Genomic DNA, 22,916 nt, shown 5'->3' with positions numbered 1-22,916 from the left:
AGACGATGAGGTAGATAGGTTCGGGGTGGAAGCGTGGCGACACGTGCAGCTGACGAATACTAATCGATCGAGGACTTAACCAAATTGTTTGTTTCTAAGATGTCAGTTTATTCAGTTTTGAAAGAATAAATTTTTATTAAAATAACACTTGTAATAATCTACAGACTTGTTATAATAGAAAATGTCTTTCAGTAATTATTCAAGTCTAGTGATGATGGCGAAGAGGTCACACCCGTTCCCATACCGAACACGGAAGTTAAGCTCTTCAGCGCCGATGGTAGTTGGGGGTCTCCCCCTGCAAGAGTAGGACGTCGCTAGGCGATATTATTCCGAAGTAGCTCAGTGGTAGAGCAATCGGCTGTTAACCGATCGGTCGTAGGTTCGAGTCCTACCTTCGGAGCCATTTCTAGGAGAGCTGTCCGAGTGGCCGAAGGAGCACGATTGGAAATCGTGTAGACGGGTAACACTGTCTCAAGGGTTCAAATCCCTTGCTCTCCGCCAGATAGATTTCTTCTTTACATAATATAATGGCCCCTTGGTCAAGCGGTTAAGACACCGCCCTTTCACGGCGGTAACACGGGTTCGAATCCCGTAGGGGTCACCATTTAAATTAAAACCAGCACTATGGAGGATTAGCTCAGCTGGGAGAGCATCTGCCTTACAAGCAGAGGGTCGGCGGTTCGAGCCCGTCATCCTCCACCATTATAAATTTTCAACACTTATTATTGTCGCGGGGTGGAGCAAATCGTTTCACGAAGAAAGCGATTAACGTCGACGCAAGCGTAGCGTGGAAGACGTAAAATTCACTAATTGCGTAGTTGATTTAAATTTCAACACTTTCTTATTGTCGCGGGGTGGAGCAGTTCGGTAGCTCGTCGGGCTCATAACCCGAAGGTCACAGGTTCAAATCCTGTCCCCGCAACCAAATGGTCCCGTGGTGTAGCGGTTAACATGCCTGCCTGTCACGCAGGAGATCGCCGGTTCGATCCCGGTCGGGACCGCCATTTATTATTCAACAACATAGAGATTTAGGATAAGCAAGCAAATCGAGGAAGCAACCGAACGAAAGAAGGAGCGTACTAAAGTACGTGACTGAATGAGTGAGTGAAGCTGACAAAGAGTAGCGCAGCTTAGCGTAAATCGAAGAGGCTCAGTAGCTCAGTCGGTAGAGCAAAGGACTGAAAATCCTTGTGTCGGCGGTTCGATTCCGTCCTGAGCCACCATTATGCCGGAATAGCTCAATTGGTAGAGCAACTGACTTGTAATCAGTAGGTTGGGGGTTCAAGTCCTCTTTCCGGCACCACTCACCAGTGGAGGGGTAGCGAAGTGGCTAAACGCGGCGGACTGTAAATCCGCTCCTTAGGGTTCGGCGGTTCGAATCCGTCCCCCTCCACCAGTTTTTAATAGGGGCATAGTTTAACGGTAGAATAGAGGTCTCCAAAACCTTTGATGTGGGTTCGATTCCTACTGCCCCTGCCAAATAATAAGTTAACTTTGAATAATGGCGGTTGTGGCGAAGTGGTTAACGCACCGGATTGTGATTCCGGCATTCGTGGGTTCAATTCCCATCAGTCGCCCCATATTCCTTTTAGTTAGCTCTTTTTTTTATTCTGTGGCGGTCGTGGCGAAGTGGTTAACGCACCGGATTGTGATTCCGGCATTCGTGGGTTCAATTCCCATCGGTCGCCCCATTGGGGTATAGCCAAGCGGTAAGGCAACGGATTTTGATTCCGTCATGCCCTGGTTCGAATCCAGGTACCCCAGTTTTTTGCGGAAGTAGTTCAGTGGTAGAACACCACCTTGCCAAGGTGGGGGTCGCGAGTTCGAACCTCGTCTTCCGCTCCAAATTAAGGCGGCATAGCCAAGTGGTAAGGCACAGGTCTGCAACACCTTTATCACCGGTTCAAATCCGGTTGCCGCCTCCAATTTTTAAAAAGTATTTACTGCCTTCATTATGCCGGTGTGGCGGAATTGGCAGACGCGCGGGACTCAAAATCCCGTATCTTCGGATGTGTCGGTTCGACCCCGACCACCGGTATCTATTATGAAATATCACTTACAAATGATATTTTGACTAAAGCTTATGAATGCTGTTACCGCAGCTTTTGTAAGCTTTTTTTATATTCTCATTCATGATTATTTTTTAATAGTTTCCATTGATTTTAAATTTTTTACTTATGTCTTACACAGACGTCACAAGCTTTCTCATCTTCTATCCTCAGCTCTTTTATTTCATTAGAATAATCCCTTGAGAGTCATTTCAATGTCTTTATGTCCTATACGATCACTTACTTACTAAATTAATACTTTATTATACATATGTACACTAGCATGCAAATGTCTTAATCCATGAATTGAGAATGTATCTCTATTCCGTTTCCTATATTAATTAATTTGTATATATTTTATATTCGATTGACAAGATAGTCACATCGACATTAATTATATTCATTATTGAGGAATTCATACAACTAAAACTGAATGAACTAGAGAGACGATAAGAGAGGGATAGATGTATGTTTTCCACGATACTAATGGGATTGACGATTTTATTTATGGTAACAAACTTATGCTATTTCTTTTCAGGTCGTAAGTATAAGAAAAGTTATTTTCAGTCAACTTTATTCCAAAAACTATTTTTTACTATGCTTGGCATTACCTTTGGATTTGCTGTTCTTTATTATTTATTGTCCATGGAAGGGGATGTAGTAAGAGTTAGTACTGAAGAGGGGAAAGATGGAGGAGAAAATTTTTGGGATTATCTCTATTTATTTCAGTGGAGTCACCATATTATCAGTAGGTTATGGGGACTTGGTACCTGTCGGAAAGGCGCGATTCTTTGCGCTTATACAAGCAGCCATCGGTCTTTTGTTGCCAACCGCATTTTTTATCAGAGCTTTGGGTGAAAAGGAAGATAGCCCTGGGGAAGGCACAAAAAACGAAAAAGAAGGTGAGCAAAGCAATGGCGGTGATGGAGAAAAAGGTAGTTGAAGCGGATGAACAATTTTGATTCTTATAAAGATAAATCAACCGGTGAAGGTGTTTTCTTTTTATGTTTGATATATATAAATGGATGTCGATGAATATTTTTACATACTTTCTGACTAAACATGAGTTTTTAACATTAAACAAGCATGTATTCATTTGTAAATCACCATACTAAAGCTACGAATGGAAGATAGGTGACTACAGTGAAGAAAACAATACTCATCATATTAGCTTTATTGCTTGTTATATGCGGAGGCCTTGTATTGAGTATTTCTATGTCTCCGACAAAAAAGCTTAATGAAGTAAAGATAGCAGCAACCAAAAAGCCGGTGGTTCTTATTGTTGTCGATTCTTTAATGACTGAGCCGCTACAAGAAGCAATGAAAGAGGGGAAGGCACCTGCTTTCTCATTTTTAACAAAGAACGGTGATTTTTATCCAGAGTTTATTAGCTCTTATCCAACTATGTCAGTTACGATTGATAGCACCTTGTTGACAGGAACATATGCAGACCGACATAAACTACCAGGATTGATATGGTTTAAAAAGGATGAGAATCGTATGATTAGCTATGGGAGTGGTATAAGGGAAATGTGGGATAACGGGATAAAGCATGTGGCAGCGGATAGTGTTATTCACCTGAATGAATCGCATCTAAGTAAAGATGTTTTTACGATTCACGAAGAACTTGCGAACGCCAAAATGCAATCTGCTTCCATCAATGGTCTCTTATATAGGGGAAGCATTCCCCAAAAATTAAATGTCCCTAAGCTTCTTTCTTTTGCAGATTTATTGCCAAAAGAACTAGAGGTGAGTGGTCCAATGATTTTGTCGCTCGGTGCCTTATCTCAATATAATCCAGAGAACGACAAATATAAATACAGCTGGAAACGAATGGGTGTTAATAATGATTTTACCGTAAATGAGATGACGTACTTAATTGAACAAAAGAAGCTTCCTCCGTTTACACTCGCTTATCTTCCGGATGCTGATGCTTCCATACACAAAAAAGGTCCTACTGATAGTACAGCGATTGAAAAGGCTGATCAAGCGATCCAGGAAATGCTCGGTAGTTTTGGATCTTGGGAAGAGGCCATTCAAGAGGTAACCTGGATTGTCCTTGGTGATAGTGGACAATCATCAGTTAAGGAAAAGAAGGAAATGGGTTTAATCGATTTAAATGATTTGTTGAAGGGTTACACATTCTGGGAACGTGGAAAAGAAAATGTGCAGCTGGCAATCGCAATCAATGAACGGATGGCCTATATTTATTTGCAGGATGAACAGATTCCTTTTACTGAGGTAGTAGATATTCTCAAAAAGGATGAGCGAATCGGTTTTATTGCATGGAGTGATCAGCAAACGAATCATGTCGTGAGCGCAAGTGATAAAGAATTCACCTTTTCACCAAACGGACCTTATATTGATGAATATAAGCAGTCGTGGCAGTTGGATGGGGATATGTCTATTTTAGATATAAAACCGGATGAGCATGGAACTATACTCTATCACACGTATCCTGATGCGTTTGCAAGGCTACACGGAGCGCTTCACTCGCAAGAAGGCAAAGTTATTATAGTAGATGCAAAGCCATCTTACGAATTTATTGAAAAACAGAGTCACGATCATGCAGGTGGAGGAGCGCATGGGTCACTCCATCAGGTAGATTCTGTTGTTCCCCTGGTGATTGCTGGTGACACAGAAAAACCCCCTTCTAATCGTCTTGTGGATGTAAAGGAATGGGTTATAGAATTGTTGGGTGGCTCTTAAGTATGGAGCCACTTTTTTTCTGATGTTTCTTTTAAATTCAAATTCTTCAGTAGTAATCATTCAACCTTAATGTAAGTATAAATATGAAATAACATAATTAGGAAGTTTTATTTTTCTAAAATAGGGAATAACATATCTAGACGCGATAAACATGAAAGTGAGGAATTTAAAATGATTAAAACATACAATTTTATTATTGAAGGAAAAATTATCGAGGTACATGCAACTTCCAAAACAGAAGCTGAAAGCAAGGCAAACCATATATATGAAGAACTAAAAACAGAGCAATTTCAACAGCAACAATAAAGAACTCTCAACTAAGCGTTGAGAGTTTTTTATATTATTTCATTTCTTCTCTTAAGCTATCGAATAATTTGTCTATTAGATTCTTAGGGATTTCTAAGCAAGAATCTCCGATACTAAGTTCAAAAGTACAGCTATCCCCACTTTGCTTGCTTAGATAGCTTGTAATCCCTATATGGTTAGCTAACTGTACTTTCGCCAAGATAGCTGCTATTTCTTCTTGGTTACGCTTAAAATGCACATGAAACATATTTGAAACTGGTACCTCTGGAATTGTATAAATATCCTTACAGTCATTAAATAGCTTTGCGAGCTCCATTGCACTGTTATAATATTGTTCCATATTATTTGCTCGTTTATCAAAATAATAGTCAGCTGATAGAATATAAGGATATAAGCTTATGAGCGTTCCGCCATAACGTTTTCTCCAGACTTTAGATTTCTCTATGAAATCCTTATCACCGGCTAGTACTGCTCCTGCAATCCCGCCAATTCCTTTATAAAAGGACATATAGACACTGTCAAAAAGGTCGCAAACTTCCGCAGCAGTTTTTTTGTAAAAAGGCAGCACTTCTAGAAGACGTGCACCGTCCAAATGAAGCATAATAGACTTTTCACGACAATAAGCGGAAATCTGTTTTAATGTTTCGAAACTAGGAAGTTGGCCTCCGATTTCTCTTTGGGGAAGTTCCAATAACAGACAGGCAATGTCCTCTTCAAGATTTACCACATCCTCTAACTCTATGACTCTATCTTTGTCAGCTATTAAAATAGTCTTGATATGGTGTATTTCCTTTAATCCATCCATTTCATGAATTTCTAAATGGGATAAGGGATGATATGCAACCTTCTTCAATTTTTTCTCATCGCACCATATGCGTAAAGCGATTTGTTGGGCCATTGTACCGCTAGGGAAAAACGCAGCTGTGCTTTTGCCTAGTAATTTAGCCATTTTATTTTGGAAATCTTCGATAATATGCCCCTCTCCATATATATCACTTAGCTGTTCTCCAGAAATGTCCTTCAATGCATCTTGTAAAACAGAAACTTCTCGTTTTCCATGACCAGCTAATCGATAAGTACACTTGTCATAGGAATTTTTTAAATGGTTCATTTAATTTCCCCCAATGTATTTTTACTTTGTTATAAGATAAGTATAATGTATTTTTTATCTTCTGATAGTTTAAATTTTTGGTTAAAAAGAAGTGCATTGTATTAAAGCTTTGATTTTGGTATATTATTAATAATATATAATCTGTGATGTGAACAAGTAAATAAGAATTGTGAGACAGAAAATATAGCAATTGCTGAGAGCTATATCACCACTTCTTGTTGAAACCTACCACTGAGATGTTATGCAAACATAACCGATTCGTTTTCGTTACCAAACGTTTAGAGGGCTTAAATTATTTTAAGCTAAACTAAGGTGGTACCACGTCTATTCAAGCACAAGGACGTCCTTTTCCAAGGACAGCTTTGTGCTTTTTATATTTTAAGGAGGGAATTATCATGACTAATCAACAACAAAACGATTTTACTAAATGGTATATTGACACAATCCAAAAAGCTGACTTAATGGATTACACACCAGTGCGTGGATGTATCGCATTTAAACCAGACGGGTACGAAATCTGGGAGCATATCCAAGCAGAAATGAACAAACGCTTTAAAGAAACGGGACACCGCAATGCGTATTTCCCAATGCTAATTCCTGAATCTTTTTTCCAAAAGGAAAAGGATCATATTGAAGGTTTTTCTCCAGAGCTTCCATGGGTAACAGAGGCAGCAGGCGAAAAGCTGGAGGAACGTTTAGCGCTTCGTCCAACTTCCGAAACAATGATCGGTCATCTGTATTCTGATTGGATCAAGAGCTACCGTGATCTACCTGTATTGATCAACCAATGGGCTAACGTGTTCCGTTGGGAAAAGAAAACACTTCCTTTCATACGCACTTCTGAATTTTTATGGCAGGAGGGTCACACCGCTCATGTGGACGAAGAAGAAGCTCGTCAAGAAACAATGCAAATGCTAAATATTTATAAAGAGGTAGTGGAGGGTCTATTGGCCATTCCGGTATATGACGGGCAAAAAACTCCTTCAGAGCGCTTTGCAGGGGCTGTAGATACGTTTTCTATCGAGGCAATGATGAAGGATGGAAAAGCGGTTCAAGCAGGTACATCTCATTATCTTGGCACTAAATTTGCCGAAGCATTTGATATTAAATATTTGAACAAAGAAAACAAACACCAACATGTGCATACAACATCTTGGGGAACTTCTACTCGATTAATAGGCTCTGTGATAATGGTACACGGTGATGAGCAAGGTCTTGTATTGCCACCACGTATTGCACCAACTCAAGTTGTATTAATACCTGTAGGTCCATGGAAAAAGAACCCAGCAATTATTGAAAAATTAGATGAAATTTTTGCTGCTTTAAAAGTAAAAGGTATCCGTGTTCGATTAGATGACTCTGATCAATCACCTGGATATAAATTTAACGAGTGGGAACTAAAAGGTGTACCAGTTCGTGTTGAGCTAGGACCACGTGATTTAGAAAACAGTCAAGTGCTTATGAAGGCACGTGATTTAGATGAAAAAGAATCCGTTGATATTAATGGCATCGTTGAGCGCGTAGAAGAAGAGCTAAACACAATGCAAACTCGTCTTTTAGAAAAAGCACGTGCATTCCGTGATGCAAACTCTCATACTCATGTAGATTCCATGGATCAGCTAAAACAACATTTAGACGACTCTGCAAAAAAAGGAGAAATCCCAGGATGGATCCTTGCAGGATGGTGTGGAGACGATGCTTGTGAAGAGCATGTAAAAGAAGAAACGAAATTCACAACACGCAATATTCCATTCAATCCACCAGCTGAGAAATCAACTTGTATTAACTGTGGAAAAGAATCGAAACACACAGTTTGGTTCGGAAGATCCTACTAACCAAATAAGAAAGTGCAAATCAGTCATTGTTTATTCAATGGCTGATTTTTTTATTTTCAAAAATCTTGTAAGATTAAGTAAAATAGATCGTCTAATTAAATAGTTAGAGAGATAGGGGGGATCACTTGGAAAGGCAGCTAATTGAGGAGTGGTTTGAGTTATATGAGCGAGATGTAACCAGTTTCCTCATTTACTATACAGGGTCAATGGATGTACAGGACCTTGTACAGGAAACTTTTCTTCGTGGAATGAAAAAGATTGCCCATTTTAGAGAAGGGTCACATCCGAAAACATGGTTAATAACGATTGCCAAAAATATCGTCATTGATCGGGCTAGAAAAAATAATATTTGGAATCGGATAAAATACTTACTACGAGATGAAAAACAAACAGAAAATCTAGACCACACTATTTTGCTTGGTGAGTTGAATCGTGAACTTTATATAGCAATTAATAGATTGCCAGCAAAAAACAAAGAGGTAATAATTTTAAAAGCAATACTTGAAATGACCTCTAAACAAGTAGGAGAAATACTAGGGGCAAATGAAAACCATGTGAATGTTCTTTATCATCGATCGCTCAAGAAACTGAAGAGCATTCTAGAAACGGAGGGATTTGAGTATGAAGCGAGAACACGATGATTTAGAGGAACAGCTTAGAAACCTGCCGAAGCATTCTCTTACTCAAGAGGATAAAAGAAAAGTTATCCATAGTATTCGCAGTGCTGCAAAACCAAATCGTTTAAAATTTCTAAAACCGCTATCTGTATTTGTAGCAGCAGCTTGTCTTTTAATGGTTGCTTATTTAGCAAGTCCTATGTATAAATCAGAGATAACTCAAGAGTCGAGATTAGGTCTCGGTTCAATGGAGGAACAGGATTATTTAAAAAGCTTTAAGCTCGAAATAGCCGGCATTAAAAGCTCGGAGGTCACAATGGATTCATCGAAGGAGACATTGCATGGAGTAAGAGTAAAAGTATTTTTGAAATCTAAGAAGCTTATACCAATCGATGTGTGGAATTCTGTAGAGTTTCGAGCTGCTAACCCACACCTCTTCTTAAAGGATGGATATGGTATTGGAAATTCAGTAAGCTATAGTTCCACCCCGAGCGAGGACGGATACCATTATACGGTAGCTTTTGAATCACTGTACGCAAATTATTCGGAAGTGGAAATACAAAAATTATTAGAGGCAAGCGAGGCAAGCGAAGAAATCAAGTTCACTATGGAATATCAGGGGAAAATATATGAACTAAATAATAAATCTCAAAAAACGGTTACATTAGACGCACCATTAGCTATTTCTTTTACTTTACCTGATCGAGATCAAAACGTAATAGGGCTGGATGGAAAAATTGGCATCCTTGGTCCTGAGAATTTCGTGGCAGAGGACACTCGTCGAGTTGCGAAACTCATGCTCTACTATTGGGGTAATCCTGAATCGTTAGTAGGGAAGGAATATAAAGTGGAGGCTATGAACATTTACGGAGAGACTCTTCTATTATCAGAGGGAGTATTAAGCGCTGGTTTATATAGTGAAGATGCTCACATTTTAACAAGTTTCCCGGCTTTTACGGGAGAGGGAGAATGGCAGCTTTCCTTTTACGTAGAGGAGAATTTGTTCGAGGCATTTAGAATTGAGGTTCTTCCGCCCTTACCAAAAACCGAAAATTATATCCTTTTAGATGCACCAATAGAAATCCCAGTTGGAAAGACTCATGAACTAATCATAGAAAACCGCAGTGGTGAGGAACAAAGTATAGAGGTACAGCTGATGAATTCAAAAGGAATAATAGAGCAAGAAAGTATATTTCAACTAGATCCCAATGCCCCTTATGATAATCAAGGAACAATTTATCATTATCATGGAAATATTACAATTCCAGAAAAAGGGGAATGGTCCCTTGTCATAGACGGAGAACAAACACAGCTATTTGAAAATTAACCAAGTAAAAACGCTCCCTCCAAATATATGGAGAGGAGCGTTTTTCATAGCAGAAGGTCGGGTAAAACACTAATTAATTGTGGGTTGATTGCCATTGCAATGGTTAGTCATTAGTCATTAGTCACAAAGTAAATGGTAAATGGTCATTGGTTTGCCATCATTTAAATTGTAATGACCTCCTGCTATGCCCTGGCAAGGAGTCTCACCTTACCAAGGATTTATGTTAAGCATATTTTTCTTCATCAAAGGCAATAGTAACTGAATAGTTTTTTGCATTAATAAGTCCAGATAATTTATTTGCATCCTTCTCAAAGTCCAATGCTTTTTTTCGATATTCCTCTGGTTCATATAAGGCAACCTCTACATAAGTAGTTCCTTCGCCATAGCCTCCAAACTGGATTCTTTGTTTTTCATGGCTTCCTAACTGTTTATATACTCTTGCCTGTGCGCGTAGCTGAGTAGCAAGCTCAATTGCCTCAACGATGGTGAGAGGGTCTTCTTTATAGGTAATTGTATTATTTAAGTTTGCCTCGTAAATAAGTCTATCAAGCTTTCGGATATCATTGCGAATATCGTTCATTTCTAAATCTATTGCTTCCACAGTTCTTATAGGAGGAGCAGGAAGAGTCCCCTTTTCAATAACAGTGAAACCAACGCGCATTATTTCCATTTCCAATTCTTGAACTCTTTTCAATAAAATACTCTTTAGCTTCACTGCCTCTGCAAGAAGTATATGTGCCATAAATTTATATCCTCCATTCTACTTGGTTATTATCTAAAATAATGCTTGCAGCTTCTCCACCATGAACTTGAGTAAACATTTGACCCATAGATTCTAATAATTTTTCCGCCTCTTCTTGACCCATAGAAGGTCTTAGAAAGACTACCTGTAAAGCACTCGTTGTATGTTCTGTAACAGCTGTCCGCTTAGAATCGACAAATGGACTTCCAAATGCTTCAACTTCATCTTGAAGTGTTAAAATCCCACTTAAGTTGTTTTCTCTACCATTCAGCCCAAGGTAGCTTGTTTCTTTATTGCCAACTGTGAGGAAGATATCCCCTTTCACCTCATCCAGATCATAAATTCCTAATGGAATTTCATATCTCATGGAGAAGAAGTTATTTAAATCTACAGCAGAATGCATAGGTGTGATATAATTTTGTTTTGCAATCCTTCTATACATTGCTTCCATGGAAGGACGATAACGATTCGGGTCCGCTCCAAGCTTTTTCCAAAGAGCTCGCCATTCCTTTATTCCTTCAAAATCATTAACAGATTTTTCCTCTAGTTCGAAGAATAATTGTTCTTGAAATAATTGGAGACGCCCCTTAAGCATTTGTGGCGAAGTGGATACAATAATTTTGTTATAATAAATAAGGCCGATTTTAAAAGTAGGCTCTATTTGTAATAGAGCTGTATCTAATTTTACAAACATTTTAAACCATCCTTGTATATATTTTCTTCATTGTAACATAAAGAAAGGAGAACTCTAGTGAATATAAACCAGTTTCAACAAAACCTCATAGAATATGCTGCTACCATTGGAATTGATAAAATTGGGTTTACCACTGTTTCTCCATTTCATGAGTTGAAAAATAGATTGATTCGCCAGCAGGAGCTAGGATATGCTTCAGGCTTCGAAGAGCCTGACCTCGATAAAAGAACTCACCCTGAGCTTTTATTGGAGGAAGCACAAAGTATTATTTCGATAGCAATTGCTTATCCATCTAAGATGAAGAACGCTCCACAAAGTGTAAAGGGAGCTAGAAGGGGAATATTTGCTAGAGCATCTTGGGGAATAGATTACCACACAGTTTTAAGAGAAAAGCTTGCTCAATTAGAATTATATATTTTAACGCATATACCAGATGCTAGACTACGTTCTATGGTCGACACTGGTGAGTTGTCTGATCGTGCTGTTGCTGAACGCTCCGGGATTGGCTGGAGTGCAAAAAACTGTTCCATAATCACACCAGAGTTTGGATCCTATGTCTATTTGGGTGAAATGATTTCCTCTATTCCCTTTGCACCGAGTGAACAGATGGAGGATCAGTGTGGGGACTGCAGTCTTTGTTTAGACGTTTGCCCTACTGGAGCTTTAATAGAAGGTGGTCAGCTTAATGCACAGCGATGTATCGCCTTTATCACTCAGACAAAAACGATGGTTCCAGATGAGTTTCGAGCAAAGATAGGAAATAGAATTTATGGCTGTGATACATGTCAAACGGTTTGCCCAAAAAACAAAGGCAAGGCTAATTTACACCAAGAGGCCTTCACGCCTGATCCAGAGTTAGTGAAGCCTTTACTTTTACCACTGTTAAGCATGTCAAATCGGACCTTTAAAGAAACGTATGGGCATATGTCTGGTTCGTGGAGAGGAAAGAATCCTATTCAGCGGAACGCAATCATTGCATTGGCTCATTTTAAAGAAGAGGCAGCTGTTCCCACTCTTATAGAACTCATGCTTCACGATGCAAGACCAGTAATTCGAGGGACTGCAGCATGGGCAATAGGGAAGATTAATACAGAGGAAGGCTTAATTGCCTTAAAGAAAGCCGAAAAAACGGAACAAGAAGAACAGGTAATAGAAGAGATTCGTAAGGGTCTTGCATTTTACACAATTCAAAATTAGGAAGTGGAAACATTGAGTATTAATGTTGTATTATATCAACCAGAAATTCCTGCCAATACAGGTAATATTGCTAGAACCTGCGCAGGAACAGGAGCTAAGCTGCACCTTATTCGTCCATTAGGTTTTTCTACAGACGATAAAATGTTAAAGCGTGCAGGACTTGATTATTGGGAGCATGTAGATATTACTTATTATGATGGGTTAGAAGAGTTTTTCGCAGCACATCCTGAAGGTGAATATTATTTAATCACTAAGTTTGGTGCGAAGCCGCATACTACGTTTGACTTTAGCGATTCAGATAAAGAACATTTCTTTATATTTGGACGTGAAACGAAGGGACTTCCTCGTGACTTCATTGATGCACATCCAGATCGCGCCCTTAGAATTCCTATGAATGATAATATTCGATCCTTGAACTTATCGAACACTGCAGCAATTCTTATATACGAAGCATTGCGCCAACAGGATTATCCAAACTTACATTAAAAAAACGGACGAAGTCTTATAAAGACTCGTCCGTTTTTATGTTGAATATTAATTATTTCTCAGATGCACCTGGTTTGTCGTCGTATCCTGCAGTGAAAATTGCAGAAAGAAACGTAATACAAACGCCAAGAATAAGGATTAGTTTCATACTTAAGCGCCTCCTATATATATTCTAATCATTAGTATAACCTAATTCTTGAAAAAATGAAACGAAACAATAAAACGAAATTATGTCCGAATTATTTCATGTTAAAGTTGCATGTAACGTGTGATTCTACTAGGATAGATAAAAAGGAGTGATTTTTTAAATGGATAATTTGAAAAATGGTCCAGAGAACGGTTCAATGGCAACAAACATGGACGAAGTAAAAACATTAGGTAAACAAATGGAACGAATGAGAGATAACCAAGAGCTAGAAGAAGATAATCGTGTATCAGACCCTGCACAGTCCGACAGTGCTACAATTATGAAGAAGAGGAAAGACGACTGATTCTTCAGTCGTTTTTTCTTGAAAGTTAAAGCTGTAAAGCTGCCTCCTCGCATTTCCCCATTTGCTTGTCGGGGCAAATATAGGCACTTGCGCTTTTCTAATTGTCTAGCTCCATCGCCTTGCCCCTTGAGGTCAAATAGGAAAATACTACGGTGGCTGAGGAGCTGCCTCCTCGCATTTTCCCATTTGCCTGTCGGGGCAGATATAGGCGATTGCGCTTTTCTACATAAAAAGGGAAGGATGATGTAAATGGAATTACTAGAGAATTCAACAAAGAGACTGGCTAATGGAGTGGAGATGCCACGTATTGGATTAGGAGTATATAAAATGACAGAGCCAGAAGTTGCTCTAAAAGCTATTACCTATGCTTTGGAATCTGGTTACCGTCATGTTGATACGGCTTCTCTCTATGCAAATGAAAATGAGGTTGGAGAGGCAGTACGAGCTTCTGGAATTTCACGTAATGAAATATTTGTTACTACTAAGGTTTGGAATACAGATCAGGGCTATGACCAAACTTTAAGGGCTTTTGAAAAGTCATTGAAGCTATTAGGAATGGATTATGTAGATTTATATTTAACACATTGGCCAGTTGCTGACAGTTTTGTAGATACATATCGTGCCATCGAGCGTTTGTACGAGGAAAAACTTATTCGAGCAACAGGAGTGTCTAATCATAACCAGCATCACCTTGAAGCTATAGCAGCTAAGGCTAATATTAAGCCTATGGTCAATCAAATTGAGTGTCACCCTCGTTTGACGCAGTATGATTTACGAGAATATTGTGCTTCTCAAGGTATTGCAGTTACCTCTTGGTCCCCACTTGCAAGAGGTGGATTACTTGGGGAACCAACTCTGTCTCGAATAAGTGATAAGTATGGAAAGTCTACCGCTCAGGTAATTATCCGTTGGCATTTACAGAATGATTTAATTGTTATTCCAAAGTCTGTAACGCCTGAAAGAATACACGAAAATTTTGATGTCTTTGATTTTGAATTATCGTTTGAGGATATGAAAAACATTGATGCACTCAATCTAAATGAGCGTACTGGAGCAGACCCAGACAATTTTAGCTTTAAATAATACAAAAAGGTCATTACTGAGGGGATATCAGTAATGACCTTTTTTATGCGCTGTTATTATTTCATTGTAAGAATTTTCCCTGAGAGAAAGTATAGGAAGTTATAAAAGGGAAAACAGCGTCAATAAAGGGGGTTTATCTTAATATTTCCCATAAGGCGATACTTTATACAAAAAAATTGAAATTGATTTACGCTTTCACACATGTTGTGATGTCTTATCTGTCTCACACATCCCAACGGAGTCGCCGTCTGCCGCTACAATCAACAAAGAGGGTTCGTTTAAAGTTGGTAAAGAACTATTTAAGAAACAACTGAAATAAGAAGGGAATAATAATCTTTTCTAAAAATTATGTTAGAAGGTATGATGTTTCTTCAAGGAGGGATTACTAATGACAAAAGAGAGGATTTTACCTAAACCGGATAGATATGCTGTTTGTTCGACAGAAGGTATTCCAATTAAGGAATATTACAAAGGAGTATTTGAAAATCATAGTATACTGTTAACCACCCATTGGGATAGTCATTTCTCCATGTTGTGCTCAGATAAAAATACAGTAAATAAAATAGTTAAATCTTGTAACCTGGAAGGCTTTTATTGTGTTGAACGCACTAAAGTATACTGGAGTTTATATCAATGCTATTAACATTCTTTATAGAAGGTAGGATAATTATCTCTCGATGTAGAAATAATTACCAGGTGACATAATAGAGGAGGACAATATGAGTAAATTTAGTTTGTTTGTTAAGTTTATAGTACAAGAAGGCGAACGAGACGCAATGGTAGATATTTTGTTAGAAGCAGCAGAATCAATGAAAAATCTGGATGAATGTGAGATATATCTAATAAACATTTCTGAAAGTGAACTAAACTCTGTGTATGTTTATGAAGTGTGGAGCGATGAAAATGCCCATCAAGCTTCTCTTACTCATGAAGCTACACAAGAATTAATAAAACGTGCGAAACCAATTATTACTGGAATGGAAAGAATCAGCACCTTAGAAACAAAGGGTGGGAAGGGTATTTTATCGAATTTCTAATAGACTACGGTGCTATCTTTAGTAACAACGGACAGCATTACTTTGGAACTTAACAAGTTCAACAGAAATGAGGGGTGCCAAATGTCCTTTGATGAGCTGACGAAAGAAGAAGGATATCATATTTCTTTTGAGAGTATTTCCGAACCTCGAAAAGATGAAGTTCGGCTTAGAATAATAGTAAATCAAAGTAAGAATCCAACAGACTTACTTATTTATCCACACCCAGATAGCAAGGTGACGAGGTTACAAATTGATTTTAAAAACTATATAACGTATTCCGTTATCTACGATGACTATACACGTTGGAATAATAAGGAGGAATTTCAAGGTGATTCCTTCGTAATTTATAAGAGGTCAAATTTATTAAGCTCTCTTCCAAAAGATAATTCGTATTTTCCAAATGGTACACTTGTCCATTACTCATTACATTGTATTGAACATATAGTAAATATAATTTCAGTATATGAACCAATGATTATAGAAATAGATTAAGATCGTATTCCTCCAGTTATGCAAGGTTTTGAGGAATCAATCAAAATTAGCACACAGGATCAGAACTAGACAATTTTAAATGTATATAAAAAATGGTCATTACTGAGGGAATATCAGTAATGACCATTTTTTTGCTACTATTACATTGGGAAAAATCTTATGTAAATGAAGGGAAAGCATCTTTTATACTAAGCGGTTCCTCTTATTGTTGTCTACCAGGTAATATTTTATTCAATATAATTGCAAGAAGTGATGCAACTGCAATTGGAGAACTGAACATGTATTGCATAGTAGAGGGTAATGAATATAGAAATTCATCAGGAATAAGTGTTAAAGCTAGAGTCACAATCATTGGGATGGCAACTACATACATTTCTTTTTCACCAAAAGAAATATTGCGTATTACCTGTAAACCATTTATAGCAATAATTCCACATATAATTATAAACACGCCACCAATTACTGCAGAAGGAATAGATGCTATTAAAGCAGCGAGCTTGCTAGAAAATCCAAATAAAACGAACCAAAAACCTACAGCAACAAATACACGACGACTTGCAATTCCAGTGATAGAAATGACGCCTGCATTTGTTGAATAACCAGTTACTGGTGTAGAACCTAACAAGGATGCTACGAAACAGCCAAGACCTTCTCCGATAACACCTTTGTTTATTTGGTTATCTGTTAAGGGCTCATCGATTACATTACTGATAGCAAACCATGTTCCAGTAGTTTCAGCCATCAATACAATATATATAATAATCATTGTTATAATAGCAGAAAGGTTGAAGGAAAAACCGAAATCTACAAAAGGTATTTGCGGTAAGCTAAACCAGTTGGCTTGGCTAACAGCTGACAAATCCAAAACGCCCATAGCATTTGCTGCCAAGCATCCAACTGCTAATGCAATAATAACGGAAGTGATTTTAAAAATCCGTCCCTTATTTTGTAATAATGAGCTAAGCATAACGCAAAGGATTAAAACAGATGCCGTAATAATTGCCAAAAAGACATTTTGATTGACGGTAGCTCCAGCCCCGTTGTATATATTATCATTAATCGCTACGGGCATAAGGGAAAGACCGACAACGAATATGATCGTACCACCTACTAATGGAGGAATGAATATCTTTACAATTTTGTTGAATAGTCCTGTAAAGCCTAAAAGTATAACTAATGCAGCACCGATTAAACTTGCCCCTAAAACAGAGCTCCATCCCAGTGAACCACTACCACTCGCTGCGTAAATCCCAACGATGGCTCCTAGAGGAACATAAGAAGGCCCTTGAGCGATTGGTAGCTTCATACAAAAAGATGTTTGGATAATGGTCGCAATTCCTGCTGCTATAAAGGTAGATTGGATTAAAGCAGTTGACTGGTCAGAGGATAATCCGATTAATAATGCAACTAGGAATGGAACTACATAAATATCCATTGCCAACACATGCTGTAATCCTAGTAATGTAGATTGCCCAAAAGATACTTTTTCATCAGGTAATACGGTTAGTCGTTGTGCGTTATTGTCTTCTTTTAAATTCACTGGAAAACCCTCCAAATATTTTTGAGATTACTATTTTCGAGAATGTACCTTTTCGCCTTGTACCCATACTTCTTGAATGTTTTCTGGACGGACAAGGTACATTATTTTTTGGAAGATATCTTCTAGACTCTCTTTTTCTTTAAATAGAGGAAGCTTTGCTGTCGGAAGCTTTGTATCTATAATTTGAATATCCCATGTATATTTTTCTTGAATACGCCCTATTGGAAGACTTAAGCTTTCGCCACCTCCGGCCGTGGCAAGGTAAAATGCTTCATTAATAGTAATACGTGAGTTTGGAACACCACGTTTTGTTGACGGAAGGTTTTTGTCCACTCCATCCTCTAGCATTCTAGAAGAAATTACTGCCTGACGAGCATTATCGAATAGGCTAGGAGAAAAGCCTCCCGAAATATCAGAGCCCAATCCAATTTCTACTTTCTTAGAATGTAGATGTGCTATAGGTATAACACTGTTTGCAAAATAGGCATTGGATACAGGGCAATGTGCTACCGCGGTACCAGTTTGTGCAAAAAGATCAGCATCAGCATCATCAAGAAAATTACAATGTGCCATAACCGATTTCTCGGTTAAAAGACCAAAATCATGTAAGGCATGTGCGTCATTTTTTTGAAAACGTTCCTGAACATAGCCATGCTCCCAGTCACTTTCACTGCAATGCGATTGAATATGAGTATCATATTTTACTGCTAATTCTCCTAAGCCCTTTAAAGCTTCATTTGTACAGCTTGGTATAAAACGAGGCGTCACGACTGGATACACTCCTTGTTTTGTTTTCTCTCCTAACTCCTTAACGGCTATGATAAATTCCTCTGTATCTGTTAGGGCAGTTAGGGTATTAACATCACGATAATAATTAGGAGTCTGATCTTGATTGTCCATGACAACTTTTCCAACTAAGCCACGCTGTCCTTTTTGAGCACAAATTTCTGCCAATAAAATACTTGCTTCCTTGTGTACTGTAGCGAAATATAAAGCGGTTGTTGTACCGTTCGCTAATAAGGTATGTACCACTTCCTCATACACATTTTGAGCAAAATTCAAATCTGCAAACTTGGATTCGATTGGAAACGTATAGCTGTTTAACCAATCATATAAAGGGAGGTCTAATGCAGTTCCAGCCTGTGCCCATTGTGGAGCATGAACATGAAGATCAACAAACCCAGGTAGAATATATTGTCCTTCTTCTAGACGATGAAAATTTTCTTTATGTAGATAAATATCTAATATGGCTTGATATTCAGGATTTGCAGGAGCTACTATCCGTTCAATTAACCCTTTTTCATTTATACAAAACAGATTGTCTTTAAGAAATTCTACTTCCTTTGGTGTGCTGCTAGTAAAAGCTGTACCTTGGAAAACCATCGAATAATTCAACATATAAACCACCTTAATGTTCGTGTTTTTTAATTTTTATAATCATATTATATTAGGGTATTAAGTAAATGTCTATATAAACCGAACGATAGCTATTGGGATTTTTCTTCTGTTAGCAGATAGACGACAATTCTGTTGGAAAGTGAGATAGTCAATTCAAAAAGAGGAAATCAATTAAACTTTAATCAGTGAAAGTGTAAAGATCTTGTTCGTTTATAGAGATGAATAAGGAAATATGAAGTTATTCAACTATATTTTTCTTAACTAAAAAAACACCCAATTATTTCAATTGGATGTTTTTGTATGATAGTTAGTATATAAGAGGATAATCTTTTAGCGTTTATCCTCAGCAATAATCATTTGTCCTGTAATAGGATGCTTGAACTGTACTTTGAATGCATGTAATTCATACGTTTTGGTAGGTGATTTTTTTGCTCCATATAAATCATCACCGACAATTGGATGTCCTAGATGGGCTAAATGTACACGAATTTGATGAGTGCGACCCGTCTCTAAAATAGCATGAACCTTTGTAAATTGTTCATCTCTACCTACTACTTCATAGTGAGTGATGGCTAATTGTCCAGAAGGAGATACACGTCTTCTAGTAGGATGATGACGATCAGTGCCTATTGCTGCACGAATCGTTCCATGATTGCTCTTCATCTGTCCTTCCACAATCGCTTCATAAGTACGTACAATTTCCTTTTGTTCGATCATTCGATCTAGCATCCCTTTAACGATTGGATTTTTTGCAACTACTACCAATCCTTTTGTACCTTCATCAATTCGATGAACATGCTCACCATATCGATGTCCCTTGCTTTGTAAATAGTGGCTAACAGTATTCATCAAAGTATGATTTTGTCCTTGTTCATTTGGATGTGTTGCAACCCCTCGTGGCTTTGAAACGATTAATATATAGTCGTCCTCATATGCTACATACAATGGTATTTGATCGGATGGGAGATATTTAGAGGATTCTGCTTCCCATTTGAAATTTAAAACATTTCCCTTCTGTTGAGGTAATTTCCATTGTAAGAGTTCTCCATCTTGATCGGTTACTGCTTTTTGCATGCGTAACTCGTGAATAAGCTTCTTACCGAGTTTCCATTTAGTTTGAAGAAGCTGATCAATAGTCAAGCCGTCCTCTTGTACTGTATAAGTAAGTATATGTTGCATAATCTCTCTCCTTTAAAAAAGGTCATGCCAATTAGACATGACCTTTTTCTTTATTTTAATACAACTTGATCAAAGAATGCTTGAATATTTTCGTTTGGCTGAGCATTTGGCATACGAGCTACTTCTTTTCCATTTTCAAAATGAACTAAAGTAGGTGTACCTTCGATATTAAAATCATCCCAACCTTGTTCATACTCTAAAATATTGTATTTGAATATCTCAACATTATTTTCCTCAGCAAGTGGTGTTAATCTTGGTGTCATTTCCTTACAGTGTGAGCATTCTGGACTGAAGAAATAGACCGTAAAGGTTTCACCCTTTTCAATCTTTTCATTTAGATCCTTTGGTAAAATAATGTTTTGATAGTTTGGATCATCGAGTAAGTCAATTGTAGATTGCTTTAGATTATCTGTCTCATAAGGATTGTCCTCTAAAGCATTTTTATTTTTTTGACTGTTTAAAACAAAAATTAGTACAAAAACTAATACTATTACTCCACCGATAATGGCGATTTTCTTCATATTACTTGTCCTCCTTGATACTCTTTAAAATAACTAAGCTACTAATTGCTATTAACAGAAACGCTACCAATGCTAAAAACGGGATAGTGATGAAGCCGAATACATTTATATATTCCCCAGTACAAGGTACTCTTCCGCAAGCTGGAGCTACGTCTTGTAAAAAAGCCAACTTTTGAAGACTATAATGGTAAATAGAAAAGCATAATCCTATTATAGAAAATGTAAGTGTAGTGGCGGCAATTTTAACATTTTTTTGTAAAATAGCTATACCTAGTATAATCACTAGAGGATACATGAGAATCCTTTGATACCAGCATAACTCGCATGGCTCGTATTGTCGTATCTCAGAAAAATACAAGGAACCAAGTGTTGCAACAAAAGCTACAGACCACATGAATAACATAATATTTTCGATTTTCTTTGTCATAGTATGCTCCTTTGAAATGCTTTGAACTCAAATTAAATTATAAGCGTTTGGAAAGGGCATGTAAAATATTTTATATGTGACACAAAGAGTTATATAATGAAACATAGCATTTAAAAGAGGAGCGGTAAAATGTCGGAAGAATTTGATTTGTCACAGTTTGAAAAAAGTATGATTATAAGAGAAATGACTTTCTCAGATATAGATTCTATATTAGAAATATCTAGTTTTTGTTTTCCAGGTATGGAGCCATGGAAGGTTGAACATTTAAAAAGTCATTTAACCATTTTTCCAGAAGGGCAGTTAGTAGCCGAATTAGACGGTAAAGTCATTGGCTCCTGTTCAAGTCTTATTATAAATTTTGATGAGTACGATGATCGTCACTCTTGGTCTGATGTGACGGATGAGGGGTACATCACAAATCATAATCCCGACGGATACAATTTGTACGGTATTGAAGTAATGGTGCATCCTAATTATCGACGCATGAAAGTAGGGCAGAGACTATACGAAGGTAGAAAGGATATTGCTCGCCAATTCAATTTAAAATCTATCATAATTGGTGGCCGTATACCGTATTATCACAAGCATGCAGATGAAATGTCACCTAGAGAATACGTAACAGCCGTATCACGACATAAAATATATGATCCAGTTTTAACATTCCAGCTTATGAATGGGTTTACGCTAATGCGTATTAATCCAAACTATTTACCAGATGATGTTGCTTCTGCTAAATATGCAACTTTAATGGAATGGAATAATGTCGATTATATTCCTCTGTCTAAGCGTCACTTTAAGACGAGCTATCCAGTACGTATTTGCGCAGTTCAGTATATGATGCGGAAGATTAACTCTTTTGAGGAATTTGCTAACCAATGTGAATACTTTGTAGATGTTGCTTCTGATGCTCAATCTGACTTTGTTGTATTTCCGGAAATCTTTACAACACAGCTAATGTCTTTTTTAGACGAACAGTCGCCTAGTCAAGCTGTACGTAAGTTAACAGAGTACACTCCTCAATATATGGAACTTTTCTCTGATCTTGCGGTAAGATATAACATTAATATTATTGCAGGATCTCATTTTGTTGAAGAAGAAAATGAGGAAATCTATAATATTGCATACTTATTCCACCGTGATGGATCTATTGATAAGCAATATAAAATTCATATTACTCCTAACGAAAGAAAATGGTGGGGAATCAGTGCTGGAGATTCTGTTCAAGTATTTGATACAGACTGTGGGAAGATTGCAATTCAAATATGCTATGATATTGAATTTCCTGAACTTGCGAGAATTGCGACAGATATGGGAGCAAATATTATTTTCACTCCATTTTGTACAGAAGATCGCCAGGGCTATTTAAGAGTACGATATTGTGCACAGGCGCGCGCTATAGAAAATCAAATCTATACAGTAATCTCTGGGACTGTAGGAAATTTACCGCAAACAGAGAATATGGATATTCAGTATGCTCAATCAGCAATATTTGCACCTTCAGACTTTGAATTTGCTCGTGACGGGATTGTTGGGGAAACAGAGCCTAATGTGGAAATGGTTTTAATCGGAGACGTAGATTTAGAAATTTTAAGAAGACAGCGTCAAGACGGCACCGTGAAGCATTTAAAAGATCGTCGACATGATGTATACAGTATAGATTATAAAAAATGATGGAT

The 22,916-nt window shown here is 37.7% G+C and carries 22 protein-coding genes, 16 tRNA genes, 2 rRNA genes and 1 other annotated feature; of the genes, 32 read left to right on the top strand and 8 right to left on the bottom strand.

The features are described from left to right. The 21 genes from ACQKNZ_RS15275 to ACQKNZ_RS15175 all read left to right on the top strand — a co-directional run. Positions 1-83: ribosomal RNA gene (locus ACQKNZ_RS15275) — 23S ribosomal RNA — on the top strand; the annotation flags it as partial. Between the two features lie 121 nt (positions 84-204). Further along, positions 205-320, top strand: a 5S ribosomal RNA gene (rrf, locus tag ACQKNZ_RS15270). 8 nt (positions 321-328) lie between these two features. Then, a tRNA-Asn gene (locus ACQKNZ_RS15265) sits at positions 329-403 on the top strand. Between the two features lie 6 nt (positions 404-409). Next, positions 410-501, top strand: a tRNA-Ser gene (locus ACQKNZ_RS15260). 28 nt (positions 502-529) lie between these two features. Beyond that, a tRNA-Glu gene (locus ACQKNZ_RS15255) sits at positions 530-604 on the top strand. A 22-nt stretch (positions 605-626) separates the two neighbouring features. Continuing rightward, positions 627-702, top strand: a tRNA-Val gene (locus ACQKNZ_RS15250). 146 nt (positions 703-848) lie between these two features. Further along, a tRNA-Met gene (locus ACQKNZ_RS15245) sits at positions 849-925 on the top strand. Positions 926-928: 3 nt separating this feature from the next. Next, positions 929-1,004: transfer RNA gene (locus ACQKNZ_RS15240), tRNA-Asp, on the top strand. 143 nt (positions 1,005-1,147) lie between these two features. Continuing rightward, positions 1,148-1,223, top strand: a tRNA-Phe gene (locus ACQKNZ_RS15235). Between the two features lie 4 nt (positions 1,224-1,227). Further along, positions 1,228-1,303: transfer RNA gene (locus ACQKNZ_RS15230), tRNA-Thr, on the top strand. Positions 1,304-1,312: 9 nt separating this feature from the next. Next, positions 1,313-1,396: transfer RNA gene (locus ACQKNZ_RS15225), tRNA-Tyr, on the top strand. Between the two features lie 9 nt (positions 1,397-1,405). Then, a tRNA-Trp gene (locus tag ACQKNZ_RS15220) sits at positions 1,406-1,479 on the top strand. A 25-nt stretch (positions 1,480-1,504) separates the two neighbouring features. Beyond that, a tRNA-His gene (locus tag ACQKNZ_RS15215) sits at positions 1,505-1,580 on the top strand. Positions 1,581-1,615: 35 nt separating this feature from the next. Then, positions 1,616-1,691 (top strand) — tRNA-His (locus ACQKNZ_RS15210). Position 1,692: 1 nt separating this feature from the next. Next, positions 1,693-1,764 (top strand) — tRNA-Gln (locus ACQKNZ_RS15205). A 6-nt stretch (positions 1,765-1,770) separates the two neighbouring features. Then, positions 1,771-1,845: transfer RNA gene (locus tag ACQKNZ_RS15200), tRNA-Gly, on the top strand. A 6-nt stretch (positions 1,846-1,851) separates the two neighbouring features. Further along, positions 1,852-1,925 (top strand) — tRNA-Cys (locus ACQKNZ_RS15195). A 31-nt stretch (positions 1,926-1,956) separates the two neighbouring features. Then, positions 1,957-2,038: transfer RNA gene (locus ACQKNZ_RS15190), tRNA-Leu, on the top strand. 698 nt (positions 2,039-2,736) lie between these two features. Continuing rightward, on the top strand, positions 2,737-2,991 hold the full coding sequence (locus ACQKNZ_RS15185; RefSeq protein ID WP_427660515.1) for a potassium channel family protein: 255 nt from the start codon (positions 2,737-2,739) through the stop codon (positions 2,989-2,991). A 200-nt stretch (positions 2,992-3,191) separates the two neighbouring features. Further along, on the top strand, positions 3,192-4,757 hold the full coding sequence (locus tag ACQKNZ_RS15180; protein ID WP_427660513.1) for an alkaline phosphatase family protein: 1,566 nt from the start codon (positions 3,192-3,194) through the stop codon (positions 4,755-4,757). 171 nt (positions 4,758-4,928) lie between these two features. Continuing rightward, complete coding sequence (locus ACQKNZ_RS15175; protein ID WP_255475366.1) at positions 4,929-5,063, top strand: hypothetical protein; 135 nt, start codon at positions 4,929-4,931, stop codon at positions 5,061-5,063. A gap of 34 nt (positions 5,064-5,097) precedes the next feature. Here ACQKNZ_RS15175 and ACQKNZ_RS15170 read toward each other — a convergent pair whose 3' ends face one another. Continuing rightward, positions 5,098-6,174: a threonine aldolase family protein gene (locus ACQKNZ_RS15170; protein ID WP_427660510.1), complete on the bottom strand. Its 1,077-nt coding sequence runs from the start codon at positions 6,172-6,174 to the stop codon at positions 5,098-5,100. Between the two features lie 134 nt (positions 6,175-6,308). Continuing rightward, positions 6,309-6,525 (top strand) — a binding site (T-box leader). Positions 6,526-6,569: 44 nt separating this feature from the next. Here ACQKNZ_RS15170 and proS point away from each other — a divergent pair. The 3 genes from proS (at position 6,570) to ACQKNZ_RS15155 (ending at position 9,953) form a co-directional block, all read left to right on the top strand. Continuing rightward, entirely contained in the window at positions 6,570-8,009 is a 1,440-nt protein-coding gene (gene proS / locus ACQKNZ_RS15165) for a proline--tRNA ligase (RefSeq protein WP_427660508.1), read from the top strand. A 125-nt stretch (positions 8,010-8,134) separates the two neighbouring features. Then, positions 8,135-8,650, top strand: coding sequence for an RNA polymerase sigma factor (locus ACQKNZ_RS15160; protein WP_427660506.1), 516 nt, complete (start codon positions 8,135-8,137; stop codon positions 8,648-8,650). Beyond that, the gene (locus ACQKNZ_RS15155) at positions 8,631-9,953 is read left to right on the top strand and encodes a hypothetical protein (RefSeq protein WP_427660504.1); all 1,323 of its coding nucleotides are present in this window, start codon (positions 8,631-8,633) and stop codon (positions 9,951-9,953) included. Before ACQKNZ_RS15160 ends, ACQKNZ_RS15155 begins: the two co-directional genes overlap by 20 nt. 223 nt (positions 9,954-10,176) lie before the next feature. On the opposite strand, the gene ACQKNZ_RS15150 is transcribed toward ACQKNZ_RS15155, so the two are convergent. Further along, positions 10,177-10,695, bottom strand: coding sequence for a hypothetical protein (locus ACQKNZ_RS15150; protein WP_151112967.1), 519 nt, complete (start codon positions 10,693-10,695; stop codon positions 10,177-10,179). Between the two features lie 4 nt (positions 10,696-10,699). Next, a complete protein-coding gene (locus ACQKNZ_RS15145) occupies positions 10,700-11,389 on the bottom strand; it encodes a B3/B4 domain-containing protein (protein WP_427660502.1) in 690 nt (229 codons plus the stop codon). A 57-nt stretch (positions 11,390-11,446) separates the two neighbouring features. Here ACQKNZ_RS15145 and queG point away from each other — a divergent pair, with 57 nt between their 5' ends. The 7 genes from queG (at position 11,447) to ACQKNZ_RS15110 (ending at position 16,175) form a co-directional block, all read left to right on the top strand. Next, positions 11,447-12,586, top strand: coding sequence for a tRNA epoxyqueuosine(34) reductase QueG (gene queG, locus ACQKNZ_RS15140; RefSeq protein ID WP_340863693.1), 1,140 nt, complete (start codon positions 11,447-11,449; stop codon positions 12,584-12,586). A 12-nt stretch (positions 12,587-12,598) separates the two neighbouring features. Continuing rightward, positions 12,599-13,072 carry a tRNA (uridine(34)/cytosine(34)/5-carboxymethylaminomethyluridine(34)-2'-O)-methyltransferase TrmL gene (trmL, locus tag ACQKNZ_RS15135; protein WP_144541919.1) on the top strand — a complete coding sequence of 158 codons (474 nt, stop codon included), beginning with the start codon at positions 12,599-12,601 and terminating at the stop codon, positions 13,070-13,072. Between the two features lie 308 nt (positions 13,073-13,380). Next, positions 13,381-13,563, top strand: coding sequence for a hypothetical protein (locus ACQKNZ_RS15130; protein ID WP_144541921.1), 183 nt, complete (start codon positions 13,381-13,383; stop codon positions 13,561-13,563). A gap of 249 nt (positions 13,564-13,812) precedes the next feature. Continuing rightward, the gene (locus tag ACQKNZ_RS15125; RefSeq protein WP_342577394.1) at positions 13,813-14,646 is read left to right on the top strand and encodes an aldo/keto reductase; all 834 of its coding nucleotides are present in this window, start codon (positions 13,813-13,815) and stop codon (positions 14,644-14,646) included. Positions 14,647-15,034: 388 nt separating this feature from the next. Next, on the top strand, positions 15,035-15,289 hold the full coding sequence (locus ACQKNZ_RS15120) for a hypothetical protein (protein WP_427660499.1): 255 nt from the start codon (positions 15,035-15,037) through the stop codon (positions 15,287-15,289). Between the two features lie 76 nt (positions 15,290-15,365). Next, positions 15,366-15,683, top strand: a complete 318-nt coding sequence (locus tag ACQKNZ_RS15115; protein WP_144541927.1) for a putative quinol monooxygenase — start codon at positions 15,366-15,368, stop codon at positions 15,681-15,683. Positions 15,684-15,692: 9 nt separating this feature from the next. After that, entirely contained in the window at positions 15,693-16,175 is a 483-nt protein-coding gene (locus ACQKNZ_RS15110; RefSeq protein ID WP_427660497.1) for a hypothetical protein, read from the top strand. 202 nt (positions 16,176-16,377) lie between these two features. On the opposite strand, the gene ACQKNZ_RS15105 is transcribed toward ACQKNZ_RS15110, so the two are convergent. The 5 genes from ACQKNZ_RS15105 to ACQKNZ_RS15085 all read right to left on the bottom strand — a co-directional run bounded on the left by ACQKNZ_RS15105 (position 16,378) and on the right by ACQKNZ_RS15085 (position 21,240). Then, entirely contained in the window at positions 16,378-17,715 is a 1,338-nt protein-coding gene (locus tag ACQKNZ_RS15105) for a uracil-xanthine permease family protein (RefSeq protein ID WP_427660495.1), read from the bottom strand. 30 nt (positions 17,716-17,745) lie between these two features. Next, positions 17,746-19,113 carry a guanine deaminase gene (gene guaD / locus ACQKNZ_RS15100; protein WP_427660493.1) on the bottom strand — a complete coding sequence of 456 codons (1,368 nt, stop codon included), beginning with the start codon at positions 19,111-19,113 and terminating at the stop codon, positions 17,746-17,748. A 330-nt stretch (positions 19,114-19,443) separates the two neighbouring features. Then, entirely contained in the window at positions 19,444-20,292 is an 849-nt protein-coding gene (locus ACQKNZ_RS15095; RefSeq protein WP_427660491.1) for an RluA family pseudouridine synthase, read from the bottom strand. Positions 20,293-20,342: 50 nt separating this feature from the next. Next, positions 20,343-20,813 carry a thioredoxin family protein gene (locus tag ACQKNZ_RS15090; protein WP_144541933.1) on the bottom strand — a complete coding sequence of 157 codons (471 nt, stop codon included), beginning with the start codon at positions 20,811-20,813 and terminating at the stop codon, positions 20,343-20,345. 1 nt (position 20,814) lies between these two features. Further along, positions 20,815-21,240 carry a disulfide oxidoreductase gene (locus tag ACQKNZ_RS15085; RefSeq protein ID WP_144541935.1) on the bottom strand — a complete coding sequence of 142 codons (426 nt, stop codon included), beginning with the start codon at positions 21,238-21,240 and terminating at the stop codon, positions 20,815-20,817. A gap of 129 nt (positions 21,241-21,369) precedes the next feature. On the opposite strand from ACQKNZ_RS15085, the gene ACQKNZ_RS15080 reads away from it, so the two are divergent. Further along, on the top strand, positions 21,370-22,911 hold the full coding sequence (locus ACQKNZ_RS15080; RefSeq protein WP_144541937.1) for a carbon-nitrogen hydrolase family protein: 1,542 nt from the start codon (positions 21,370-21,372) through the stop codon (positions 22,909-22,911). The last annotated feature ends 5 nt before the right edge of the window (positions 22,912-22,916 follow it).

This window comes from Psychrobacillus sp. NPDC093200 (assembly GCF_050280345.1).
Classification (GTDB): domain Bacteria; phylum Bacillota; class Bacilli; order Bacillales_A; family Planococcaceae; genus Psychrobacillus; species Psychrobacillus faecigallinarum.
The sequence above is the reverse complement of the archived record's forward strand: the minus strand, read 5'-3'. Positions and strand labels throughout refer to the sequence as shown.

Excerpts from the sequence above, each read along its gene's own strand:
- ACQKNZ_RS15095 (WP_427660491.1), bottom strand. The coding sequence starts at position 20,292 with ATGCAACATATACTTACTTATACAGTACAAGAGGACGGCTTGACTATT.
- ACQKNZ_RS15175 (WP_255475366.1), top strand. The coding sequence starts at position 4,929 with ATGATTAAAACATACAATTTTATTATTGAAGGAAAAATTATCGAGGTA.
- proS (WP_427660508.1), top strand. The coding sequence starts at position 6,570 with ATGACTAATCAACAACAAAACGATTTTACTAAATGGTATATTGACACA.
- ACQKNZ_RS15170 (WP_427660510.1), bottom strand. The coding sequence starts at position 6,174 with ATGAACCATTTAAAAAATTCCTATGACAAGTGTACTTATCGATTAGCT.
- ACQKNZ_RS15115 (WP_144541927.1), top strand. The coding sequence starts at position 15,366 with ATGAGTAAATTTAGTTTGTTTGTTAAGTTTATAGTACAAGAAGGCGAA.
- ACQKNZ_RS15155 (WP_427660504.1), top strand. The coding sequence starts at position 8,631 with ATGAAGCGAGAACACGATGATTTAGAGGAACAGCTTAGAAACCTGCCG.
- ACQKNZ_RS15120 (WP_427660499.1), top strand. The coding sequence starts at position 15,035 with ATGACAAAAGAGAGGATTTTACCTAAACCGGATAGATATGCTGTTTGT.
- ACQKNZ_RS15080 (WP_144541937.1), top strand. The coding sequence starts at position 21,370 with ATGTCGGAAGAATTTGATTTGTCACAGTTTGAAAAAAGTATGATTATA.
- ACQKNZ_RS15185 (WP_427660515.1), top strand. The coding sequence starts at position 2,737 with ATGGAGGAGAAAATTTTTGGGATTATCTCTATTTATTTCAGTGGAGTC.
- ACQKNZ_RS15085 (WP_144541935.1), bottom strand. The coding sequence starts at position 21,240 with ATGACAAAGAAAATCGAAAATATTATGTTATTCATGTGGTCTGTAGCT.
- ACQKNZ_RS15130 (WP_144541921.1), top strand. The coding sequence starts at position 13,381 with ATGGATAATTTGAAAAATGGTCCAGAGAACGGTTCAATGGCAACAAAC.
- ACQKNZ_RS15090 (WP_144541933.1), bottom strand. The coding sequence starts at position 20,813 with ATGAAGAAAATCGCCATTATCGGTGGAGTAATAGTATTAGTTTTTGTA.
- ACQKNZ_RS15125 (WP_342577394.1), top strand. The coding sequence starts at position 13,813 with ATGGAATTACTAGAGAATTCAACAAAGAGACTGGCTAATGGAGTGGAG.
- guaD (WP_427660493.1), bottom strand. The coding sequence starts at position 19,113 with ATGTTGAATTATTCGATGGTTTTCCAAGGTACAGCTTTTACTAGCAGC.
- ACQKNZ_RS15145 (WP_427660502.1), bottom strand. The coding sequence starts at position 11,389 with ATGTTTGTAAAATTAGATACAGCTCTATTACAAATAGAGCCTACTTTT.
- ACQKNZ_RS15150 (WP_151112967.1), bottom strand. The coding sequence starts at position 10,695 with ATGGCACATATACTTCTTGCAGAGGCAGTGAAGCTAAAGAGTATTTTA.